Annotated in this window: 19 protein-coding genes and 1 tRNA gene; 12 read left to right on the top strand and 8 right to left on the bottom strand. The window is 66.8% G+C overall.

What is annotated here, in order from left to right; all coding sequences use genetic code 11:
- Positions 1-178: 178 nt before the first annotated feature.
- Complete coding sequence (locus DELCS14_RS18570; protein WP_013803043.1) at positions 179-805, top strand: lipocalin family protein; 627 nt, start codon at positions 179-181, stop codon at positions 803-805.
- Between the two features lie 18 nt (positions 806-823).
- On the opposite strand, the gene DELCS14_RS18575 is transcribed toward DELCS14_RS18570, so the two are convergent.
- From DELCS14_RS18575 to DELCS14_RS18590, 4 genes are all read right to left on the bottom strand, one after another.
- Entirely contained in the window at positions 824-2,512 is a 1,689-nt protein-coding gene (locus tag DELCS14_RS18575) for a dipeptide ABC transporter ATP-binding protein (protein WP_013803044.1), read from the bottom strand.
- On the bottom strand, positions 2,509-3,636 hold the full coding sequence (locus tag DELCS14_RS18580; protein WP_085929073.1) for an ABC transporter permease: 1,128 nt from the start codon (positions 3,634-3,636) through the stop codon (positions 2,509-2,511). Before DELCS14_RS18580 ends, DELCS14_RS18575 begins: the two co-directional genes overlap by 4 nt.
- A 143-nt stretch (positions 3,637-3,779) precedes the next feature.
- The gene (locus DELCS14_RS18585) at positions 3,780-4,808 is read right to left on the bottom strand and encodes an ABC transporter permease subunit (RefSeq protein ID WP_013803046.1); all 1,029 of its coding nucleotides are present in this window, start codon (positions 4,806-4,808) and stop codon (positions 3,780-3,782) included.
- A gap of 96 nt (positions 4,809-4,904) precedes the next feature.
- Positions 4,905-6,722, bottom strand: a complete 1,818-nt coding sequence (locus DELCS14_RS18590) for an extracellular solute-binding protein (RefSeq protein WP_082848181.1) — start codon at positions 6,720-6,722, stop codon at positions 4,905-4,907.
- 124 nt (positions 6,723-6,846) lie between these two features.
- On the opposite strand from DELCS14_RS18590, the gene fabI reads away from it, so the two are divergent.
- Entirely contained in the window at positions 6,847-7,647 is an 801-nt protein-coding gene (fabI, locus tag DELCS14_RS18595) for an enoyl-ACP reductase FabI (RefSeq protein ID WP_012204820.1), read from the top strand.
- On the opposite strand, the gene DELCS14_RS30745 is transcribed toward fabI, so the two are convergent.
- Positions 7,644-7,802, bottom strand: a complete 159-nt coding sequence (locus DELCS14_RS30745) for a hypothetical protein (RefSeq protein ID WP_157158299.1) — start codon at positions 7,800-7,802, stop codon at positions 7,644-7,646. The genes fabI and DELCS14_RS30745 overlap by 4 nt on opposite strands.
- A 120-nt stretch (positions 7,803-7,922) precedes the next feature.
- Here DELCS14_RS30745 and DELCS14_RS18600 point away from each other — a divergent pair, with 120 nt between their 5' ends.
- The 3 genes from DELCS14_RS18600 (at position 7,923) to DELCS14_RS18610 (ending at position 10,029) form a co-directional block, all read left to right on the top strand.
- A complete protein-coding gene (locus tag DELCS14_RS18600; RefSeq protein WP_228676792.1) occupies positions 7,923-8,375 on the top strand; it encodes a hypothetical protein in 453 nt (150 codons plus the stop codon).
- Positions 8,376-8,437: 62 nt separating this feature from the next.
- On the top strand, positions 8,438-9,073 hold the full coding sequence (locus tag DELCS14_RS18605; RefSeq protein ID WP_012204818.1) for a superoxide dismutase: 636 nt from the start codon (positions 8,438-8,440) through the stop codon (positions 9,071-9,073).
- 35 nt (positions 9,074-9,108) lie between these two features.
- Positions 9,109-10,029 (top strand): ZIP family metal transporter, encoded by a 921-nt coding sequence (locus DELCS14_RS18610; RefSeq protein WP_012204817.1) that lies wholly within the window; start codon positions 9,109-9,111, stop codon positions 10,027-10,029.
- A gap of 27 nt (positions 10,030-10,056) precedes the next feature.
- Here the strand turns inward: DELCS14_RS18610 and DELCS14_RS18615 are convergent, their stop codons facing one another.
- Positions 10,057-10,788 carry an IclR family transcriptional regulator gene (locus DELCS14_RS18615; RefSeq protein ID WP_013803049.1) on the bottom strand — a complete coding sequence of 244 codons (732 nt, stop codon included), beginning with the start codon at positions 10,786-10,788 and terminating at the stop codon, positions 10,057-10,059.
- Between the two features lie 157 nt (positions 10,789-10,945).
- On the opposite strand from DELCS14_RS18615, the gene DELCS14_RS18620 reads away from it, so the two are divergent.
- The 3 genes from DELCS14_RS18620 (at position 10,946) to DELCS14_RS18630 (ending at position 14,393) form a co-directional block, all read left to right on the top strand.
- The gene (locus DELCS14_RS18620) at positions 10,946-11,899 is read left to right on the top strand and encodes a hydroxymethylglutaryl-CoA lyase (RefSeq protein ID WP_043781550.1); all 954 of its coding nucleotides are present in this window, start codon (positions 10,946-10,948) and stop codon (positions 11,897-11,899) included.
- 39 nt (positions 11,900-11,938) lie between these two features.
- Positions 11,939-13,186: a CaiB/BaiF CoA-transferase family protein gene (locus DELCS14_RS18625; protein ID WP_013803050.1), complete on the top strand. Its 1,248-nt coding sequence runs from the start codon at positions 11,939-11,941 to the stop codon at positions 13,184-13,186.
- A gap of 145 nt (positions 13,187-13,331) precedes the next feature.
- On the top strand, positions 13,332-14,393 hold the full coding sequence (locus tag DELCS14_RS18630; RefSeq protein ID WP_013803051.1) for a tripartite tricarboxylate transporter substrate binding protein: 1,062 nt from the start codon (positions 13,332-13,334) through the stop codon (positions 14,391-14,393).
- A 96-nt stretch (positions 14,394-14,489) separates the two neighbouring features.
- Here DELCS14_RS18630 and DELCS14_RS18635 read toward each other — a convergent pair whose 3' ends face one another.
- The gene (locus DELCS14_RS18635) at positions 14,490-17,093 is read right to left on the bottom strand and encodes an arginine/lysine/ornithine decarboxylase (RefSeq protein WP_013803052.1); all 2,604 of its coding nucleotides are present in this window, start codon (positions 17,091-17,093) and stop codon (positions 14,490-14,492) included.
- Positions 17,094-17,242: 149 nt separating this feature from the next.
- On the opposite strand from DELCS14_RS18635, the gene DELCS14_RS18640 reads away from it, so the two are divergent.
- Entirely contained in the window at positions 17,243-17,668 is a 426-nt protein-coding gene (locus DELCS14_RS18640; RefSeq protein ID WP_013803053.1) for an NfeD family protein, read from the top strand.
- 100 nt (positions 17,669-17,768) lie between these two features.
- Positions 17,769-18,686 (top strand): stomatin-like protein, encoded by a 918-nt coding sequence (locus DELCS14_RS18645; RefSeq protein ID WP_013803054.1) that lies wholly within the window; start codon positions 17,769-17,771, stop codon positions 18,684-18,686.
- A gap of 45 nt (positions 18,687-18,731) precedes the next feature.
- Here the strand turns inward: DELCS14_RS18645 and DELCS14_RS18650 are convergent, their stop codons facing one another.
- Positions 18,732-19,136: a tautomerase family protein gene (locus DELCS14_RS18650; protein WP_012204809.1), complete on the bottom strand. Its 405-nt coding sequence runs from the start codon at positions 19,134-19,136 to the stop codon at positions 18,732-18,734.
- 212 nt (positions 19,137-19,348) lie between these two features.
- Between DELCS14_RS18650 and DELCS14_RS18655 the strand changes: the two genes are divergently transcribed.
- Positions 19,349-20,320: a LysR substrate-binding domain-containing protein gene (locus tag DELCS14_RS18655; protein WP_013803055.1), complete on the top strand. Its 972-nt coding sequence runs from the start codon at positions 19,349-19,351 to the stop codon at positions 20,318-20,320.
- A gap of 13 nt (positions 20,321-20,333) precedes the next feature.
- A tRNA-Ser gene (locus DELCS14_RS18660) sits at positions 20,334-20,423 on the top strand.
- Positions 20,424-20,473: the final 50 nt, after the last annotated feature.

Consider the following 20,473-nt stretch of genomic DNA (forward strand, 5'->3'; position numbering starts at 1 on the left):
AAAAACACATGGCCTGCTCTGGCATAGGGAAAGTTCCAGCGTTGCGCGGCCCGCACAGCACCGGCGCAGGCAGCGCCGGCCTACACTGCGGCCCGGTTTTCTGTCCTAAAGTAGGAGCACGCTGCCAAGCGCGCAAGACCCTGGCATGCACGTCTGCCTGAACACGGAGTTCCGCACCATGTCACCCCGCCACCCCAATACAGAGTCAACCACCCCATCCACTTCCCGCCCCGCCTGGGTGCTGCCCACGGCCGGCCTGGCGGGGCTTGCCGTAGGCGCCGCCGCAGCAGCGTTGCTGTGGAAGGGCCTGCGCAACCCACCCATCCCCCCTACCGTGGAGCCGGTGCGCGGCTGGGAAATCCAGCGCTACATGGGCCGCTGGTATGAAGTGGCCCGCATCGACCACAGTTTCGAAAAAGGCCTGGAGCGCACCCAGGCCGAGTACACACAGCTTCCCGACGGCACGGTGCACGTGCTGAACCGGGGCTACGACGCCCGCCACCGGCGCTGGAAATCCTCCGAGGGCAAGGCCCGCACGGTGCACGGCCCGGACGTTGCGGCGCTCAAGGTCTCTTTCTTCGGCCCGTTCTACGGCGGCTACAACGTGGTGGCTCTTGATGCCGAGTACCGCTGGGCCATGGTGGTGGGATCGGACCTGCGCTATTTCTGGATTCTTTCGCGCACGCCCGAACTGGCCGAGGGCGTGGCGGCACGCCTGCTGGCACAGGCCCGGCTGCTGGGCGTGCCCGTGGACAAGGTCCAGTGGATCCTGCAGGACGGAGTCAATCCCACGGGCAGCTGGTAGCGCGGACCGGCAACTGCCTCAGAACCCCTCGGGCATGCCGTCGCCCGAGAAGCCGGCGGCCTCCACCAGCCGCTGCGTGTACGCCTGGCGCGGCGCGCCCAGCACCTGGGCGACGGGGCCGGATTCGACGATGGCGCCATCCTTCATGACCACCACGTCATGGGCCATGGCGCGGATCACGTCCACGTCATGCGTGATCAGCAGATAGGCCAGTCCCCGCTCGCGCTGTAGCCGCTGCAGCAGGCCCAGCACCTGCTGCTGAATGGTCACATCCAGCGCGCTGGTGGGCTCGTCGAGCACCAGCACCTCGGGCTCCAGCACCAGGGCGCGTGCAATGGCGATGCGCTGGCGCTGGCCTCCCGAGAATTCGTGGGGATAGCGGTCAAGCAGGCCGGGAAACTGTTCCTGCGTCAGGCCCACGGCCGACAGCATCTCCACGATGCGGTCGCGTTGCTGCGGCGCCGCCAGCGACGGCGCATGCACGCGCAGGCCTTCGCCAACGATCTGCTCCAGCGTCAGCCGGGGCGACAGCGATGAATACGGGTCCTGGAACACCACCTGCACCTTGCGCCGCAGCGCACGGTTGGCGGGCGAGTTGCGCGTGGCTGGCTGTTGCCAGGCATGGCCGGCAATGCGCAGCCGTCCTTCATGGGGCAGCAGCCCCAGCACGGCCTGGGCCAGCGTGGATTTGCCCGATCCCGATTCACCGACCACACCCACGGTGCGCCCGGGCAACAGCGCCAGGTCTGCGGACTGCACGGCGACGAAGCGCCCCTGGCCGAACCATCCGCGCATGCCTGCCACCGGCACCGGATAGCTGACCTTGAGGCCCTGTGCCTGCACCAGCGGCTCGCCAGCCGTGGCCTCGGCGCCTGCCTCCACCTCGATCAGTTCGCGGCGCGGCACGCTGGCCAGCAGCTTGCGCGTATAGGCATGGCGCGGAGCCGCCATGACCGCCGACACCCCGCCCTGCTCCACCAGTTGCCCGCGCTCCATCACCGCCACGCGGTCGGCAAAGCGCCGCACCAGGTGCAGGTCGTGCGTGATCATCAGCACGGCCATGCCGGTCTGGCGCTGCAGGTCATCGAGCAACTGCAGGATCTGGCCGCGCAGCGTGACATCGAGTGCCGTCGTCGGCTCGTCGGCCAGGAGCAGGCGCGGGCTGCTGGCCAGCGCCATGGCGATCATGGCGCGCTGGCGCTGCCCGCCACTGAGCTGGTGGGGAAAGGCCCGGGCGCGGCGCACAGGCTCGGCAATGCCGGTGGTCGCCAGCAATTCGGTGGCCTGGACCAGGGATTGCGCTCGCGTCAGCCCCTGCTTGAGGCGAAGCACCTCGCCCACCTGCTCGCCCACCGTCATCAGCGGGTTGAGCGCCGTCATGGGCTCCTGGAAAATCATGGCCACGTCGCCGCCGCGCACGGCGCGCATCTCGCGCTCGGGCAGGCGCAGCAGGTCGCGGCCGTCGAACAGGGCCTGGCCGCCCAGCTGAGCGTCTCCAGCCAGCCGCAGCAGCGACAGCGCGGTGATGGTCTTGCCCGAGCCGGACTCGCCCACCAGCGCCAGCTTCTCGCCTGCCGCCAGGTCGAAGCTCACGCCGTGCACCACATCCTTGCTGCCGAAGCGCACGCGCAGGTTGCGCACGGACAGCAATGTCCGGCCACGGCCCGGGGGTGAAGGCAGCTCCATTGCCAGCTGCTCTGCGTTCATGCGGCGTCCTTTGCATCGACACCGGGGGCGGCATCGCTGGCAGCGGCCTTGCGCGGGTCCAGCGCATCGCGCAGCGCATCGCCCATGAAGGTCAGCAGCAGCAGCGTCACCACCAGCACGGCAAAGGTGGACAGCGAGATCCACCAGGCATCGATGCTGTTCTTGCCCTGGTTCAGCAGCTCACCCAGGCTGGGGGTGTCAGGCGGCACGCCCAGCCCCAGGAAGTCCAGCGAGGTCAGGGCCAGGATGGCCGCACTCATGCGAAACGGCAAAAAGGTCACCACGGGCGTCATGCTGTTGGGCAGCAGATGGCGCCAGATCAGCGCGCCATTGCCCACGCCCAGCGCCCGAGCCGACTTCACATAGTCCAGCTGGCGGTTGCGCAGGAACTCGGCACGCACGTAGTCCGACAGGCCCATCCAGCCGAACAGCGACAGCAGCACCAGCAGCAGCGAGACGCTGGGCGCCAGCACCGCGCTGAAGATGATCAGCAGATACAGCTCGGGCATGGAGCCCCAGATCTCGATGAAGCGCTGGAATGCCAGATCGGTCCTGCCGCCGAAAAAACCCTGGACGGCCCCCGTCACCACGCCCAGCACCACGCCCGACGCCGTCAGCGCCAGCGCAAACAGCACGCTGACGCGAAACCCGTAGATCAGCTGGGCCAGCAGGTCGCGCCCCCGGTCATCGGTACCCAGCAGGTTGTCGCGCGAGGGCGGCGCCGGATTGGGCGAGGTCGCGAAGTAGTTCAGCGCCTGTGGCCCATAGGGATTGAGCGTATACAGCGCCCAGTTGTCGCCCTGGCTCAGGCGGTCGCGGATGAAGGGGTCCAGGTAGTCGGTGGCCGTCTCGAAGTCGCCGCCGAAAGTCTTCTCGGAATAATCGTTCCACAGCGGCCAGTAGGTCTGGCCCTCATAGCGCACCACCAGGGGCCGGTCGTTGCTGATCAGCTCGGCGCCCAGGCTCAGCACCACCATCACGCAAAAAGCGACCAGGCTCCAATACCCCAGCCGATTGCGCCTGAACCGCATCCAGGCCCGCCGCGCTGGCGACACTGCCACCACAGCCAGCGGTACAGGCGCTGCTCCGGGCAGCCCTGCGCCTGGAGCGGCAAGGGAGTGCATCTCAGTTTCCATGTTGCTGCATCACAGTGGCGCGACCGCCCAAAGTCAGGGACACCAGGCAAGGGCCTGCGCCAGCCGCCAATGGCCCGAACGCTCCCCCCGCAAAGCAGGAGGGGGAGACGGCGCAGCCGTTCAGGGGGTGCTCAATCAAACCGTACACGCGGATCCACCCACACATAACAAAGGTCACTGACCAGCTTGGTCACCAGGCCGATCAGCGTGAACAGATACAGCGTGCCCAGCACCACGGGATAGTCGCGCCGAATCACGCTGTCATAGCTGAGCAGGCCCAGGCCGTCCAGCGAGAACAGTGTCTCTATCAGCAGCGAGCCCGTGAAGAAGGCCCCGATGAAGGCGGCCGGAAATCCGGTGACGATGGGGATCAGCGCGTTGCGCAGCACGTGGCGATAGAGCACCTGCCGCTCGGACAGGCCCTTGGCACGCGCAGTCAGCACGTACTGCTTGCGGATCTCTTCCAGGAAGGCATTCTTGGTCAGCATGGCCGTGATGGCGAAGCTGCCCGCCACCATGGCCGTCACCGGCAGCGCGATATGCCAGAGATAGTCCACGATGCGCGCGCCCCAGGACAGCTCGTCCCAGTTGGAGGAAGTCAGCCCGCGCAGCGGAAACCACTGCAACTGGCCGCCAAAGATCACCAACAGCGCCACGCCCAGCACGAAACCCGGAATCGCATAGCCGACCAAGATCAGCAGCGTGGTGGCGAAGTCGAACCGCGAGCCGGCCCGCACGGCCTTGGCAATGCCCAGCGGCACGGCAACGAGGTAGCTGATGAAAAAGGTCCACAGTCCCAGGCTGGCCGAGACCGGCAGCTTCTCCTTGATCAGCTGCCAGACATCCTTGTTCTGAAAGAAACTGCGCCCCAGGTCGAACCGCGCGAACTGCCCGAGCATCTGGAAGAAGCGCTCATGGGCCGGCTTGTCAAAGCCGTAGAGGGCCTTGATCTGCTCTATGCGCTGGGGGTCCACCCCCTGGTTGCCACGGTAGGCCAGGCCACCGCCCTCGCCGCCACGGCCCACGCTGGCCTTGGCCTCGGCCAGATACTGCTCGACCGGGCCACCGGGCACGAACTGCACGACCACGAAGGTCAGCAGAAGTACGCCCAGCAGGGTCGGCACCATCAGCAGCAAGCGTTTGAATATGTAGGCCCACATAAGAAGTCTTGCATTATGTCCATTGCGGGGAGGGACCCCGGCCGGGGGACGCCCTCATCATGCAACGGATCGCAACGACACAGCCGCAACGCCGGCTCATGGAGGCGGCGCGGTCAGCACCGGCATGCGCGCCCACCAGGTGTCCATGGCCCAGCTCTCGCCCTTCGCATAGGCCGGAACTACGGCCGGCCGCACCAGGCGCCAGGAGTCGTAGACCATGCGGTGCGTGCCCGCGCTCCACTGCGGAATCAGATAGTGGCCGTGCGTGATGATGCGTTCGAGTGCGTGGCAGGCAGGCAACAGTTGCGCCTCTGTCTTGGCCTCGGTCATGCGGCGGATCATGGCGTCGACCGCCGGGTTCTTCACGCCGGGGAAATTGCCGGAACCCTCGGTTGCCGCCGCCTGGCTGCCGAACAGGTCGGCGAACTCCTGGCCCGGATTGTTCGTGCCCTGGTAGGCGATGGAGATGATGTCGTAGTCGAACTTCTCCACGCGCTGCTGGTACAGCGCAAAGTCCGCCGAGCGAAAGCGCAGCCGGATGCCCAGCTTTTCCAGATTGCGTATCCAGGGCGAGACCTGGCGTATGCCCGACTCGCTGCTGTCCAGGTACTCCAGCTCCATGGCCTGGCCCCGCGCGTTGCGCAGCACGCCATCCTGAATGGTCCAGCCGGCATCGGCCAGCAGTTGCCGCGCCTGGCGCAGATTTCCGCGCAACGAGCTGTCGCCATCGGTGCGCGGCGGCTCGGCCATGGGGCCGAAGGCCTCCGGCGGAATGCTCTTGCGCAAGGGCTCCATCAGCGCCAGCTCCTCTGGCGAGGGCTCGCCATGGGTCTCGCAGGCCGTGTTGCCGAACAGCCCGCGCACGCGCTGGTAGGAACCGTAGAACATCTGCCGGTTCATCCACTCGTAGTCCATGGCCAGGCCCAGGGCGCGGCGCACCCGGACGTCCTGCAGCACAGGCCGGCGCACGTTGAGCACGTAGCTCTGGAATCCCGATGGCAGCTTGTTGCTGAACTCGCCCTTGACCAGCTCGCCCCGGTCGAAGCGCTTGCCGTACAGGCGCCGCGCCCAGTCACCGGCGCTGTAAAAGCGCATGAGGTCGAACTCCCCGGCCTTCAGCGCCTCCAGCCTCGCCGTGTTGTCGCGGTAGATCTTGACGGAGATGCGATCGAAATTGGCCGTGCCAACGCGCACAGGCAGATCGCGGCCCCAGTAGTCCGGGTCACGCACATAGGTGATGTCCTTGCCGAATCGCACGGGACCTATCTTGTAGGGCCCGCTGCCGATGGGCGTGTCCGTCACCACCTGGTCGAAGGGCTTGGCCTTGCCGTTTTCCACGCCCCAGTCGCGGCTGAACACTGGAATGGCCCCCACGGTCAGCGGCAATTCCCGGTTCGGCTGCTTGAAGCGAAAGCGCACGGTGCGCTCGTCCAGCACATCGACGCCCGCCACATCGAAGAACAGCGTTCTGTAGCCGGGCAGTGCATGCGGGCCCACCAGCGTGTCATAGCTGAACTTGACATCGGCGGCCAGCACGGGCTTGCCGTTGTGAAAGCGTGCCTGGGGCCGCAACCGGAATGTGGCGGACAGGCCGTCGGCCGCGGCCTGCACGTCTTCGGCCAGCAATCCGTAGCCGGTGGCGGTCTCGTCCAGCGAGGGCCACAGCAAGGTGTCGAACATCAGCTCCGCCAGATAGGCGGGCGACGACCCCTTGATGGTGAACGGGTTGTATTTGTCAAAGGTGGAGATGCGCAGATTGCTCACCAGGCGCAGCTCGCCGCCCTTGGGGGCCTTGGCGTTGACATAGTCGAAATGGCTGAAGCCCTCGGCATAGCGGGGCTCGCCCCACAGGGCATAGGCATGCGAGCCCCAGGCCGGCACACACGCCGAGGCCAGCAGCAGCGAAGAAATCATCCAATGGCGCATGCGACAATTCTGCACCACGCAGCCAGCCCTTCCGCTGGCAAACGCTGACGCGGGCCCCGGCCGTCGCCGCCAGCTGGTGCGCACTTCCACTCACTTTCTCTGGAGAACAACAATGGGCTTTCTCGCCGGTAAAAAACTGCTGATCACGGGCGTTCTGTCCAACCGCTCCATCGCCTACGGCATCGCCAAGGCCTGCCATGCACAGGGCGCGGAGCTGGCCTTCAGCTATGTGGGCGAGCGCTTCAAGGACCGCATCACCGAGTTCGCCGCCGAATTCGACTCCAAGCTGATCTTTGACTGCGACGTGGCAGACGATGCCCAGATCGACAAGCTGTTCGCCGACCTGGGCGCGACCTGGGGCAAGTTCGACGGCTTCGTGCACAGCATCGGCTTTGCACCGCGCGAGGCCATCGCCGGCAACTTCCTGGACGGCCTGTCGCGCGAAGGCTTCAAGATCGCGCACGACATCAGCGCCTACAGCTTCCCCGCGATGGCCAAGGCGGCCCTGCCCTACCTCAACGACAAGTCCTCGCTGCTGACGCTGTCGTACCTTGGCGCGCTGCGCTCCATCCCCAACTACAACACCATGGGCCTGGCCAAGGCATCGCTGGAAGCCTCGGTGCGCTACCTGGCCGAGGCCGTGGGCCGCACGGCAGACGGCCGCGCCATCCGCGCCAACGGCATCTCGGCCGGCCCCATCAAGACCCTGGCCGCCTCGGGCATCAAGGACTTCGGCAAGCTGCTGGGCCGCGTGGCAGATGCATCGCCGCTGCGCCGCAACGTGACCATCGAGGACGTGGGCAATGTGGCCGCCTTCCTGCTGTCGGACCTCGCCTCGGGCGTGACGGCCGAGATCACCTACGTGGACGGCGGCTTCAGCCAGACCGCAGGCCTGTCGGCCGACCAGGTCTAAGTCACCGCCAGACTGCGACCCGCCCCGCAGGCATTGCCGCCTGCGGGGCTTTTTTTCGCCTGGAATCCAGGCATCCGCATCCTGCCGATGCGCGAAAGGAAATACACATCGGATTGCATACGGTCATTTTTGTTTTGAATGAGAATGATTCTCATGAATAATACAATTCTCAGATCAATATCAAAGAACCTCTGAAAACCTCGGAGCCAGCAGATATGCAAGCAACCTCTGACCTCAGTCTGCCCTCTCCCGTCCCGGCACCCTCCCAAGCATCCTTGAATCAATGGGAACAGCTGGCGCGCCGCGCCCATGGGCATTTCCATGCAGGCCAGATCGAAAGCGCGCTCGCCATGCAGATGAAGGCCCTGCACGTGGCGCAGCGCCTCATCGCCGGCCCGCTGCTGGCGGAACACGCCGATCACTGCATGGCCGCCTGGGTGGTCTCCCACCACAACCTGGCCGAGCTGCTGGCATTGCGCCAGCAGCCCGCACTGGCCATCGAATACCTGTGCGAGGCGCACCAGGGCCTGCTGGCCCTGGGTGATGCGCGCCACCATGCGGCCGCCGTGTGCAGCGCCGCCTGGCGCCATATGCGCGAAACCCATTCAGCCCTGTTGCAGTGGCAGCGCCAGCACGGCAGCCAGCCCCGCATCGATGCGGTGCTTCAGGCCTCGGCCCGCGTCTTCGACTGCACAGCCACCGCCCTGCCACCCCGGCTGGCGCATTGATTGCCGCCGCACAGACATCGCAACGCACCGATTTTTTCCCCGTAGTCCCTGAAAGAAACCACATGAGCAACTACACCCTGCCTCCCCTGAACTACGCCTACGACGCGCTGGAGCCCCATATCGATGCGCAGACCATGGAGATCCACTACACCAAGCACCATCAGGCCTACGTGAACAACCTGAATGCCGCGCTCAAGGACACGCCGCACGGCAGCCAGCCCGTGGAGCAGTTGATCGCCGACCTGTCCCTGCTGCCCGAAGGCGTTCGCGGTGCCGTGCGCAACAACGGCGGCGGGCACGCCAACCACAGCCTGTTCTGGACCGTGATGGCCCCCGTGGACCAGGGCGGCGGCGGTGCTCCCTCGGGCGAACTGGCACAGGCCATTGACCGTGAACTGGGCGGCTTCGATGCCTTCAAGGCCGCCTTCACCCAGGCCGCGCTCACGCGCTTTGGCAGCGGCTGGGCCTGGCTGGTGGTGGGCAAGGACGGCAAGCTGGCCGTGGAAAGCAGCGGCAACCAGGACAGCCCGCTGATGGCCGGCATCGGCTCCGGCGCCACCCCCATCCTGGGCCTGGACGTGTGGGAACACGCCTACTACCTCAAGTACCAGAACCGCCGCCCTGAATACATCGCGGCGTTCTACAACGTAGTCAACTGGGCCGAAGTGGCCCGCCGCTACGCCGCCGCACGCGGCTGAACGGTCCGCAACGCCAACCTCTGACCTCGACCAGCATGGATCTGCCACAACGCTTCCGCTCCAAGACCAGCGTACGGTCCAACATCCGCCTGTGGATAGGCCTAGCCATCATGATGGCCGGCGCCTGGGCGCTCACCAGCCAGTTCTGGGCCTACGCCCAGAACCATCCGGTGGTCTTCCAGGCCCTGGCCGGAGGCTCGGCCGCCGCGCTGGCGACCGCACTGGGCACCGTGCCCGTGATGCTGTCCCAGCGCTTGTCCGAACGCACGCAGGACACCCTGTTCGGCTTTGGCGCCGGGGTCATGCTGGCCGCCTGCGCCTTCTCGCTGATCCTGCCGGGACTGGAGGCCGTGCGCACCCAGGAACTGTTCGGTGGCGGCAGCTGGGCGGCTGGCGGGGTCATAGGTTCGGCCATCCTGATGGGCGGTGCCGCCCTCATGCTCATGGACAGGCTCCTGCCCCATGAGCACTTCATCAAGGGCCGCGAAGGCCTGGACCCGCAAGGCGCGCGCAAGCTGCAGCGCACCTGGCTGTTCGTCTTCGCCATCACCCTGCACAACCTGCCCGAAGGCCTGGCCATCGGCGTGGGCTATGCGGGCAACGACGGACTGCGCGCCAATGCGCTGGCCACGGGCATTGCCATACAGGATGTGCCCGAAGGCCTGGTGGTGGCCGTGGCCCTGCTGGCCGCAGGCTACAAGCGCAGCTTTGCCGTGTTGCTGGGCATGGCCTCCGGCCTGGTGGAGCCCGTGGGCGCCGTGCTGGGGGCAGCCATCGTGAGCGGCTCGGCAGCCATGCTGCCCTGGGGCCTGGGCTTTGCAGCGGGCGCCATGCTGTTCGTGATCAGCCACGAAATCATTCCCGAGTCGCACCGCAAGGGCCATGAAGCCTTTGCCACGGGCGGCCTCATGCTGGGCTTCGTGCTGATGATGGTGCTGGACACGGCCCTGGGCTGAGTCCACGCACCGCACACGCCTCCTGGCTCAGGGTAGCAAAAGCCCCAGTTCCCGCGCCGCCGCCAGCACATGGCGGGCGTGGCGCTCTTCATAGCGGTGGGCTGGCATGGTCAGTGTCAGCGCCGCTGCCAATTCCCCATCGCGCTTGAACACGGGGGCCGAAATCCCGGCGATCTCGCGGTGCCTGTCTCCCACCATGGCGCAGTAGCCATCGGCACGCACACGGGCCAGCTGCGTGCGGCTGCCGCCGCGCGATGCGGCGTACAGCTCAGCATCGAACGCGGACAGCACGCGCCCGCCTGCGCCCTGGCCCAGCGGCAGCAGATCGCCCGTCCGTGCATGGTCGCGCACGGGATGGGGCGAATCCACGCGATACAGGCACAGCCGGTCCTGGCCCTGGCGCACGTGGTAGGCCGCACTTTCGCCCGTGGCCTGCACCAGGGTGCGCAGCACGGGCATGACCACGCTGTCCAGCGAGAAATACCGGGCATAGACGGTGTTCAGCCGCGCCACGGCCGGGCCCACGGCGTAGCGGCCGTCATCCATGCGCAGCACCCAGCCGCCATGCTCCAGCGAGGCCAGCAGCCGCAGCACGGTGCTCTTGTACAGGCGCGTGCGCTCCGACAACTGGGCCAGCGTCAGCCCGTCGTCGCCGTCGCGAAACGCTGCCAGCAGGCTCAAGGCCCTGTCCACGGCCGCCACGCCGCCCGGCGCGGCGTTCTCGTCGGCCACCGATTCCGTCACTGATTTGCGAGGCATAAAAAGGCACCCAAGGGAAAACCCCAGGCACGCAGGCTTGACGATGGCGCGTGCAGCAGGGAATATTTCAATAGAGAGAATATAGTTCTATCTATTAGAACCACACAGAACCCCGATGTCAACAGGTGAATCCGCCACCATCGACACCCACCACCGGATGCAACTGCCCATGTCCTCCCACCGTTTTGACGTACTCATCAGCGAAGTCGGCCCGCGCGACGGCCTGCAGTCCGTGGCCTCCACCATGTCCACGGCGCACAAGCTGGCCTGGATCGCCGCGCTGGCCCATGCAGGCCTGCAGGAGATCGAGGTCGGCTCCTTCGTCTCGCCCAAGCTGCTGCCGCAGATGGCCGACGCAGCCGAGGTGGTCGCCCAGGCCATCACCCTGCCGGGCGTCACCGTGATGGCCCTGGCCCCCAATCTGCGCGGCGCCGAGGCCGCGCTGCGCGCCGGCGCCCACAAGGTCACGCTGCCCGTCTCGGCCAGCCCCGCGCACTCCATGGCCAATGTGCGCAAGACGCCCATGCAGATGGTGGACGAGGTGCGGGCCATTGCCGCGCTGCGCGACGAGATCGCGCCGCAGGCCCTGATCGAGGCGGGCATCTCCACGGCCTTCGGCTGCACGCTGCAAGGGCTGGTGCCCGAGGACGAAGTGATTGCACTGGCCCTGGCCTGCGTGGCGGCGGGCGCCGATGAATCGGGCCTGTCCGACACCACGGGCATGGCCAACCCGGCCCAGGTGCGGCGCCTGTTCACACGGCTGCGCGCCGAGCTGGGCGAACATGCAGGCGCGGCCCACATGCACAATACGCGCGGCCTGGGCCTGGCCAACTGCCTGGCCGCCTACGAGGCCGGCGTGCGCACCTTCGATGCCTCGCTGGCCGGCCTGGGCGGCTGCCCGTATGCGCCCGGCGCCTCGGGCAACGTGGTCACCGAAGACCTGGTCTTCATGTTCGAGGCCATGGGCATCCGCACCGGCGTGGACATCGATCGCCTGATCGCCGCCCGCCAGCCGCTGGCCGCAGGCCTGCCCGGTGAGGAGCTGCACGGCATGACGCCGCTGGCCGGACTGCCCAAGGGCTTTGTGCCCCGCATCTACGCACCGGCCTGAGCCGCAGCGACAAACCACACATTCATTCACCGTTTTTCCATGAGCCAACCCAACTCCCCCGACACGGCCGCAGGCCAGGCCACGCCACTGCCCTACGCAGGCATCCGCGTGGTCGAGTTCACCCACATGGTCATGGGCCCGTCCTGCGGCATGATGCTGGCCGACCTGGGCGCCGAAGTCATCAAGATCGAGCCCGTGGGCCACGGCCGCGACGGCGATGCCACGCGCAAGCTGCTGGGCTCGGGCTCGGGCTTTTTCCCGCTGTTCAACCGCAACAAGAAAAGCCTGACGCTGGACCTGCAGACCGAGGAAGGCAAGCAGGCCGCGCTGCGCCTGATCGCCACGGCCGACGTGGTCTGCGAGAACTTCAAGCCCGGCACCATGCGCAAGCTGGGCCTGGACTACGACAGCCTCAAGGACCGCTTCGAGCGCCTCATCTACGTGAGCCACAAGGGCTTTCTGCCCGGCCCCTACGAGCACCGCACGGCGCTGGACGAAGTGGTGCAGATGATGGGCGGCCTGGCCTACATGACGGGCCGCCCCGGCGACCCGCTGCGCGCGGGCGCCAGCGTCAACGACATCATGGGCGGCATGTTCGGCGCCATGGGCGCGATGGCCGCCCTGGCCCAGCGCGAGAAGACCGGGCGCGGCCAGGAAGTGCAAAGCGCGCTGTTCGAGAACAACATCTTCCTGGTCGCCCAGCACATGATGCAGTTCGCCGTCACCGGCAAGCCGGCCGCGCCCATGCCGGCACGCATCTCGGCCTGGGCCATCTACGACGTGTTCGAAGTCCGGGACGGCGAGCAGATCTTCCTGGCCGTGGTCAGCGATGGCGCCTGGCGCCTGTTCTGCGACGCCTTCGGCCTGGGCGAGCTGCGCGACGATCCGCGCCTTGGCAGCAACAACGACCGCGTGCTGGCGCGCAGCTGGCTGATGCCGCTGCTGCGCGAGAAGATGGCCCCGCACAGCGCCGCCCACATTGCGGAGATCTTCGAGAAGAACGGCCTGCCCTTCGCGCCCATCGCACGCCCGCAGGACCTGCTGGAAGACCCGCACCTGAACGCCACGGGCGCGCTGGCCCCCATCACCCTGCCCGATGGCCGCGAGACCAAGACCGTGCTGCTGCCCTTCACGCTGGACGGCAAGCGCCTGGACGTGCGCCTGTCGCCACCGCGCCTGGGCGAGCACAGCCTGGAGATCCTCACCGCCCTGGGCTACAGCAGCGAGCAGGCCCTGGCCCTGGCCCGGGGCGACGCCACCGACAGCCACGCCAAGGCTTCCCACTGAAGCCAGGCTGAGCCGCTGAAGGCGCCGCCGTCCACCCGGCGCGCGGCGCCCCTGAAACCTTGCACCCCATCCACCCCACACCGGACGACGCTTGCCGCGCGCCCGGCGGGGTGGCCTTTTCCCAAAAATTCCCGGAGACAACACCATGCCCGCCATCCACCGCAACCCGGCCGCCCAAAACCGGACACAGGCACTGACACAGACCCACGCCCGCCCTTGTTCCGCCCCGCGCCGCCAGTTGCTGCTGTGCGCCCTGCCCGCATTGGCTGCCGCCCTGCTCCCGCTGGCGGCCCAGGCCCAGCCTGACCACTGGCCCTCACGCGCCGTGCGCATGGTCGTGCCCTACACGCCGGGCGGCGGCACGGACGCGGTCGCGCGCCAGATCAGCGAGCGCGTGGGCACGCTGAACAAATGGACCGTGGTCGTGGACAACAAGCCCGGCGCGGGCGGCAACATCGGCCTGGATGCAGTGGCCAAGTCCGCGCCGGATGGCTATACCTTCGGCATGGGCCAGACTGCCAACCTCGCCATCAACCCCGCCCTGCTGCCCAGCATGCCCTTCAACCCGCGCACCGACCTGATCCCCGTGGCCCTGGTCGCTGCCCAGCCCACGGTGCTGGTCGTGCCGCAGGACTCGCCATGGAAGTCGGTGCAGGACCTGGTCAAGGCCGCCAAGGCCGACCCGGGCGGCATCCGCCAGGGCCTGGCATCGACGGGCACGGTAGGCCACCTGGCCGGCGAGATGCTGGCCTTCAAGGCCGGCATCCAGGTGCTCAACGTGCCCTACAAGGGCGCAGCGCCGGCCGTGACCGACCTGCTGGGCAAGCAGACGCACTACATGTTCGGCACGCCCCAGGCCGTCTATCCGCTGCTCAAGGGCAGCAAGCTGCGCGCCCTGGCCGTGACCTCGACCAAGCGCCTGCCCATCCTGCCCGAGGTGCCCACCGTGGCCGAGTCGGGCTATGCAGGCTTCGAGGCCGTGGACTGGAAGCTCATCGTCGCGCCCAAGGGCACGCCGGCTGCCATCGTGCAGAAGATGAACACCGCCGTGAACGCGGCCCTGCAGCAGCCCGCCGTGCAGCAGCAACTGCAGGCCGAGGGCAGCACGGCCCTGGGCGGCAGCATCCAGGACGCGGCCCAATACCTGCTCAAGGAACAGACGGACTGGGCCGCGCTGATCCGCGACGCAAAGATACGCCTGGAGTGACCACGGAATAACAACGCCGCAGCGGCGCAATGGAAAAGGCGCGGAGCCCCTTTCGGGACCCGCGCCTTTTTGATGGGCCGTCAGCCGGCCCGGCGATCAGATCGTGCGGCCGAAGGGGCCATCGTCCCCCACCTGCACCATCTTGCGGCCGCGCGCAGGCTTGGCTGCGGTGCCGACTTCAGGCGCGGCGGGCTGCGCCTTGCGCGCTGCGGGGCGCTTGGCAGGCGCCTTGACCGCGGCGGCCTTGGCAACCTTGGCGGCCGGCTTGGCTGCCGGTTTTGCGGCTGCCTTGGCGGCTGTCTTGGCGGCTGTCTTGGCCGCAGGCTTGGCTGCATTCTTCACGGCCTTCTTCGCAGCAGGCTTGCCCCCTGCCGGCGTCTTGCGGGCCGGCGCGGTCCCGGCCACGCAGTCGGCGTAGTAGCGCACTTCGCCATCTTCGCTTTGCAATTCCACCAGGCCGTGGATGTCGGTCTCGAAGCCCGGGCACTCCTTGGCGAACTCGCGCGCAAACAGCAGGTAGTCCACGATCTTGCGGTTGAACACTTCGCCGGGAATCAGCAGCGGAATGCCGGGCGGGTACGGCGTGACCAGGCCCACGGTGATGCGGCCTTCCAGGTGGTCGATCTCCACGCGCTCGGTCTTGCGCTGCGCGATGTGGGCGTAGGCATCGGTGGGCTTCATGGCGGGCTGCAGGTCCGACAGGTACATCTCGGTCGTCAGGCGGGCGATGTCGTACTTGGCGTACAGCTGGTGCACGTGCTGGCACAGGTCGCGCAGGCCCATGCGCTCGTAGCGGCGGTGCTGCTGGCAGAACTCGGGCAGGATGCGCGCCAGCGGCTGGTTGCGGTCGTAGTCGTCCTTGAACTGCTGCAGCGCCGTCAGCATGGTGTTCCAGCGGCCCTTGGTGATGCCGATGGTGAACATGATGAAGAACGAGTACAGGCCCGTCTTCTCCACCACCACGCCATGCTCGGCCAGGTACTTGGTCACGATGGAGGCGGGGATGCCCGTGTCCGAGAAATCGCCGTCCAGGTCCAGGCCCGGCGTCACGATGGTGGACTTGATCGGGTCCAGCATGTTGAAGCCGTCGGCCAGCTCGCCGAAGCCGTGCCAGTTGTCGAACTCCTTGCCGTTCTTGGCCTTGGAGCGCTTGGGCGCCGCGTCATGGCCGCGGATGATCCAGTCCTGGGCCGAGCCCACGCCTTCATCGGCCAGCTTCTCGGGACCCCAGACCTCGAACCACCAGTCGTCGTCGCCGAACTCGTCCTCCACCTTGCGCATGGCGCGGCGGAAGTCCAGCGCCTCCAGAATGGACTCCTCCACCAGGGCCGTGCCGCCGGGCGGCTCCATCATCGCGGCGGCCACGTCGCAGCTGGCGATGATGCTGTACTGCGGGCTGGTCGAGGTGTGCATCAGGTACGCCTCGTTGAACAGGTGGTGGTCCAGCTTTTCGGTCTGGCTGTCCTGCACCAGCACATGCGAGGCCTGGCTGATGCCGGCCAGCAGCTTGTGGATGGACTGCGTGGCATACACCACCGAGTGCTTGGGGCGCGCGCGCTTCTTGCCCATGGCGTGGTAGCTGCCATAGAACGGGTGGAAGGCCGCGTGCGGCAGCCAGGCCTCATCGAAGTGCAGGTTGGCCACATAGCCGTCCAGCATGCTCTTGATGGTCTCGGTGTTGTAGAGCACGCCGTCGTAGGTGGACTGCGTCAGCGTCAGCACGCGCGGCTTGACCGTCTTGGCATCCACGCCCTTGAGCAGCGGATTGGCCGCGATCTTGGCCTGGATGGACTCCACCGAGAACTCGCTTTGCGGGATCGGGCCGATGATGCCGAAGTGGTTGCGCGTGGGCTTGAGGAACACCGGAATCGCACCCGTCATGATGATGGAGTGCAGGATGGACTTGTGGCAGTTGCGGTCCACCACCACCACGTCGCCGGGCGCCACGGCGTGGTGCCACACGATCTTGTTCGACGTGGACGTGCCGTTGGTCACGAAGTAGCAATGGTCGGCATTGAAGATGCGGGCGGCATTGCGCTCGCTCTCGCCGATGGCGCCGTTGTGGTCCAGCAGCTGGCCCAGCTCCTCCACCGCGTTGCACACGTCGGCGCGCAGCATGTTCTCGCCGTAGAACTGGTGGTACATCTGGCCCACGGGGCTTTTCAGGAAGGCCACGCCGCCCGAGTGACCGGGGCAGTGCCAGCTGTAGGAGCCGTCTTCCGCATAGTCCAGCAGCGCCTTGAAGAACGGCGGCTGCACGCCTTCCAGGTAGCTCTTGGCTTCGCGGATGATGTGCTTGGCCACGAACTCCGGCGTATCCTCGAACATGTGGATGAAACCGTGCAGCTCGCGCAGGATGTCGTTGGGCAGGTGGCGGCTGGTCTTGGTCTCGCCGTAGATGTAGATCGGCACATCGGCGTTCTTGCGGCGCACTTCGCCGATGAAGCTGCGCAGGCTGTGGATCACGGGATCGGTTCCGCCATCGCCCAGCGAGAACTCCTCGTCATCGATGGACAGAATGAAGGCACTGGCCCGGCTTTGCTGCTGCGCGAATTGCGACAGGTCGCCGTAGCTGGTCACGCCCAGCACCTCGAAACCTTCTTCCTCGATGGCCTGGGCCAGGGCGCGGATGCCCAGGCCCGAGGTGTTCTCGGAGCGGTAGTCCTCGTCGATGATGACGATGGGAAAGCGAAACTTCATGGGGGCAGCCTCCGTAACCTGAGCGGGCCAAAAAACGAAACAGGCGCGAAGTGTAAGGAATATCCTTATTGCGCCTTTGAAGCGTGCGGATTTTCACCCAGAATGTGCTGCACTAAACACAAGCAACTGTCACAAAGGGAGTCTCACGCATGGAATATTCCACCATCTGGTGGCTAGTCGCCGGCGCCTTGGTCATCGCCGAGCTGCTGACCGGCAGCTTCTATCTGCTGATGCTGGCGCTGGGCGCCATCATCGGCGCGCTGTGCGCGCATGCGGGCCTGGCGCCCATTGCACAGATCATCATCGCCGCCGCGCTGGGCAGCGCCTTCGTGCTGGCCTGCTATCTGGTGCGCCGCCGCCAGCCCAGCCGCCAGCCGGCATCGAGCAACCGCGATGTCAATCTCGACATAGGCGAGTCCGTCATGGTCGAGCAATGGAATTCCGACGGCACGGCCCAGGTCCGCTACCGTGGCGCCCAATGGACCGTGATCGGCCGCCCGGGCAACCTGCCCTCGGCCGGCATGCACCGCGTGGCCGAGGTCGTCGGCAACCGGCTGCTCGTGGACAAGCTCTGAGCCACCGCTGCACTTCTTGCGCACACCTGGGGATGCAGTCCTCGCGCCCCTTCGCCCCACCCTCTTGTTTCACTGAATGCCCTCCGGGCTTGGAGACACCATGGAAATCGCCATCGTCATCGCCGTCATCGCGGCCATCTTCATCGCACGATCCGTCAAGGTCGTGCCCCAGCAGCACGCATGGGTCAAGGAACGCCTTGGCAAGTACGCGGGCACGCTCACGCCGGGCCTGAACTTCCTCGTGCCCTTCGTGGACCGCGTGGCCTACAAGCACAGCCTCAAGGAAATCCCGCTGGATGTGCCCAGCCAGGTCTGCATCACGCGCGACAACACCCAGTTGCAGGTGGACGGCATCCTCTACTTCCAGGTCACCGATCCCATGCGCGCCAGCTACGGCTCGTCCAACTACATCATGGCCGTCACCCAGCTGGCCCAGACCTCGCTGCGCAGCGTGATCGGCAAGCTCGAACTGGACAAGACCTTCGAGGAACGCGACATGATCAACGCCCAGATCGTCTCCGCCATCGACGAGGCCGCGCTCAACTGGGGCGTGAAGGTGCTGCGCTATGAAATCAAGGACCTGACGCCGCCGGCCGAAATCCTGCGCTCCATGCAGGCCCAGATCACGGCCGAGCGCGAAAAGCGCGCCCTGATCGCCGCCTCCGAAGGCCGCCGCCAGGAACAGATCAACATCGCCACCGGCGAGCGCGAAGCCTTCATCGCACGCTCCGAAGGCGAGAAGCAGGCCGTCATCAACAAGGCCCAGGGCGAGGCCGAATCCATCAAGGCCGTGGCTGACGCCACCGCCCAGGCCATCGAACGCGTGGCCACCGCCATCCGCCAGCCCGGCGGCGAACAGGCCGTGCAGCTCAAGGTGGCCGAAAAGGCCGTCGAGGCCTACAGCCAGGTGGCATCGGACGCCACCACCACCTTAATCGTTCCCAGCAACATGACCGAGGTATCGAGCCTGATCACCTCGGCCATGAAGATGATCCAGACCGGGCAGCGCACCAGCTGAGATCCGCCGGAACCCCACGAAGAACGGGCCATCGCGGCCCGTTTTTCATTGCGCGCCGGTCTGCTGCACCAGTGCCATGGCGAAGCGCCCATGGCCCACGGACCAGTCCGAGTAGTCGTTCTCATGCATGAAGATGAACACATCGGCCGGCGCAACCCCGGCCCCCTCGTGCAGATTGCGCGCAATGGCCGCATACAAGGCCTTCTTCATCGCATCGCTGCGTCCGCGCCGCATGGTGATCTCGACCACCACCACCGCATCCGAACGCGCCACCCCGTTGAAACTGCGGCTGAACGCGAACTGCCCGGGAGCGTACGGGTGCACCATGTTGAACAGCTCGTCCTCAGGCATGCCAATGCCTTGCACCAGCGCCTGGTGGATGCCCTGCACGACGGCATCGCGCTGGGAAGTGGAGGTGGACTGGGGCAGATAGGTGTGGACGAACGGCATGGTGCTATGTGCTATGTGCTATGTGCTTTGGGATCGAATGGAGAGGGAGAGTCCGGCCAGAATCCACGCAGGAATTGCCGGCCGAAGCGGCAAATCTATCCACCGGCCCATTGCCTGAAAAGCGATGATTTGGCCGGTTCTATGTACCTGGAACTCACATAGCCTCCACCCGCCTCGTGACCCGCCCCGTGACCCGACTCATGACCCCACCCATGACCCGCCGCCTGCCCCCGCTGGCCGCCCTGCGCGCCTTTGAAGCTGCCGCACGCCTGGGCCGCATGACGGCGGCGGCAGACGAGCTGTGCGTCTCGCCCGGCGCCGTCAGCCGTCAGGTACGGCAGCTGGAGCAGCACCTGGGCCTGGCGCTGTTCGCGGGCACCAAGGCCCGCCCCACGCTCACCGCAGCGGCGCGCACCCTGCAGCCCGCGCTCACCCAGGCCTTCGAGCAGATCCAGGAGGCGGTGCGCAGCCTGGGCGACGCCCACGAAGGCCCGCTGGACGTGGCCTGCTTCAGCACCTTCACCGTCAAATGGCTGATCCCCCGGCTGTTCGACTTCCACGCGCACCACCCCGGCATCGAGGTGCGCCTGCGCACCACGGACACCGGCACCGACGCTGCACGCGAAGGCTGCGACCTGCTCATTACGGCCATCCCCACCGACAGCAGCGGCAACAGCGGCCAGGCCATTGCAGACGACGAGTTGGCCCTGCCGCTTTTCGACGAGTACCTGGGCCCCGTGATGTCCCCCGCCATGGCCGGGCCTGTCGCGCGGCCCCAGGACCTGGCCAGCCTCCCCTTGCTGCACACGCGCGGCCGGCGCGATGCCTGGGACCTGTGGGCCGCCTCCATGGACATGGCCCCACCCGCAGCGGCCGGCCCCGTCTACGAGCACTACTACTTCACGCTGGAAGCGGCCCTGCGCGGCCTGGGTGCAGCCGTTGCTCCCTGGCACCTGGTGATGGACGACGTGCAGGCCGGCCGCCTGCTGGCCCCCTTCGGCTTCACGGCCTCCGGCTACCGCTACCTGGCACTGCGCCGCAGCACCGCCGCGCCTGCCCGGCTCGACACCCTGTGCACGTGGCTGCAGGCGCAGGTGCGGGCCATGCCGCAAGTGCCAGCCGTCCAAGGCATGCCGATCACGCAGGCAGGCAACTTCGCCGCAGCTCCCAAAAATCGATGCTAGAATCGCGGTCTTCGGAGAGGTGGATGAGCGGTTTAAGTCGCACGCCTGGAAAGCGTGTGTGGGCTAATCCCCACCGCGGGTTCGAATCCCGCCCTCTCCGCCAAAATGATCTAAGCCCTTGATTGATTCAATCAAGGGCTTTTTTCTTTGTGC

The sequence above is a fragment of the Delftia sp. Cs1-4 genome (genome assembly GCF_000214395.1).
GTDB lineage: Bacteria > Pseudomonadota > Gammaproteobacteria > Burkholderiales > Burkholderiaceae_C > Comamonas > Comamonas acidovorans.

What these genes read in the sequence shown, in the direction of transcription:
- DELCS14_RS18620 (WP_043781550.1), top strand. Translation starts at nt 10,946, where the DNA reads ATGCAACTGCCCATGTCCTCCCACCGTTTTGACGTACTCATCAGCGAA.
- DELCS14_RS18645 (WP_013803054.1), top strand. Translation starts at nt 17,769, where the DNA reads ATGGAAATCGCCATCGTCATCGCCGTCATCGCGGCCATCTTCATCGCA.
- DELCS14_RS18630 (WP_013803051.1), top strand. Translation starts at nt 13,332, where the DNA reads ATGCCCGCCATCCACCGCAACCCGGCCGCCCAAAACCGGACACAGGCA.
- DELCS14_RS18635 (WP_013803052.1), bottom strand. Translation starts at nt 17,093, where the DNA reads ATGAAGTTTCGCTTTCCCATCGTCATCATCGACGAGGACTACCGCTCC.
- DELCS14_RS18585 (WP_013803046.1), bottom strand. Translation starts at nt 4,808, where the DNA reads ATGTGGGCCTACATATTCAAACGCTTGCTGCTGATGGTGCCGACCCTG.
- DELCS14_RS18655 (WP_013803055.1), top strand. Translation starts at nt 19,349, where the DNA reads ATGACCCGCCGCCTGCCCCCGCTGGCCGCCCTGCGCGCCTTTGAAGCT.
- DELCS14_RS18570 (WP_013803043.1), top strand. Translation starts at nt 179, where the DNA reads ATGTCACCCCGCCACCCCAATACAGAGTCAACCACCCCATCCACTTCC.
- DELCS14_RS30745 (WP_157158299.1), bottom strand. Translation starts at nt 7,802, where the DNA reads ATGAGAATCATTCTCATTCAAAACAAAAATGACCGTATGCAATCCGAT.
- DELCS14_RS18615 (WP_013803049.1), bottom strand. Translation starts at nt 10,788, where the DNA reads ATGCCTCGCAAATCAGTGACGGAATCGGTGGCCGACGAGAACGCCGCG.
- DELCS14_RS18625 (WP_013803050.1), top strand. Translation starts at nt 11,939, where the DNA reads ATGAGCCAACCCAACTCCCCCGACACGGCCGCAGGCCAGGCCACGCCA.
- DELCS14_RS18575 (WP_013803044.1), bottom strand. Translation starts at nt 2,512, where the DNA reads ATGAACGCAGAGCAGCTGGCAATGGAGCTGCCTTCACCCCCGGGCCGT.
- DELCS14_RS18650 (WP_012204809.1), bottom strand. Translation starts at nt 19,136, where the DNA reads ATGCCGTTCGTCCACACCTATCTGCCCCAGTCCACCTCCACTTCCCAG.
- fabI (WP_012204820.1), top strand. Translation starts at nt 6,847, where the DNA reads ATGGGCTTTCTCGCCGGTAAAAAACTGCTGATCACGGGCGTTCTGTCC.
- DELCS14_RS18605 (WP_012204818.1), top strand. Translation starts at nt 8,438, where the DNA reads ATGAGCAACTACACCCTGCCTCCCCTGAACTACGCCTACGACGCGCTG.
- DELCS14_RS18580 (WP_085929073.1), bottom strand. Translation starts at nt 3,636, where the DNA reads ATGCACTCCCTTGCCGCTCCAGGCGCAGGGCTGCCCGGAGCAGCGCCT.
- DELCS14_RS18610 (WP_012204817.1), top strand. Translation starts at nt 9,109, where the DNA reads ATGGATCTGCCACAACGCTTCCGCTCCAAGACCAGCGTACGGTCCAAC.
- DELCS14_RS18640 (WP_013803053.1), top strand. Translation starts at nt 17,243, where the DNA reads ATGGAATATTCCACCATCTGGTGGCTAGTCGCCGGCGCCTTGGTCATC.
- DELCS14_RS18590 (WP_082848181.1), bottom strand. Translation starts at nt 6,722, where the DNA reads ATGATTTCTTCGCTGCTGCTGGCCTCGGCGTGTGTGCCGGCCTGGGGC.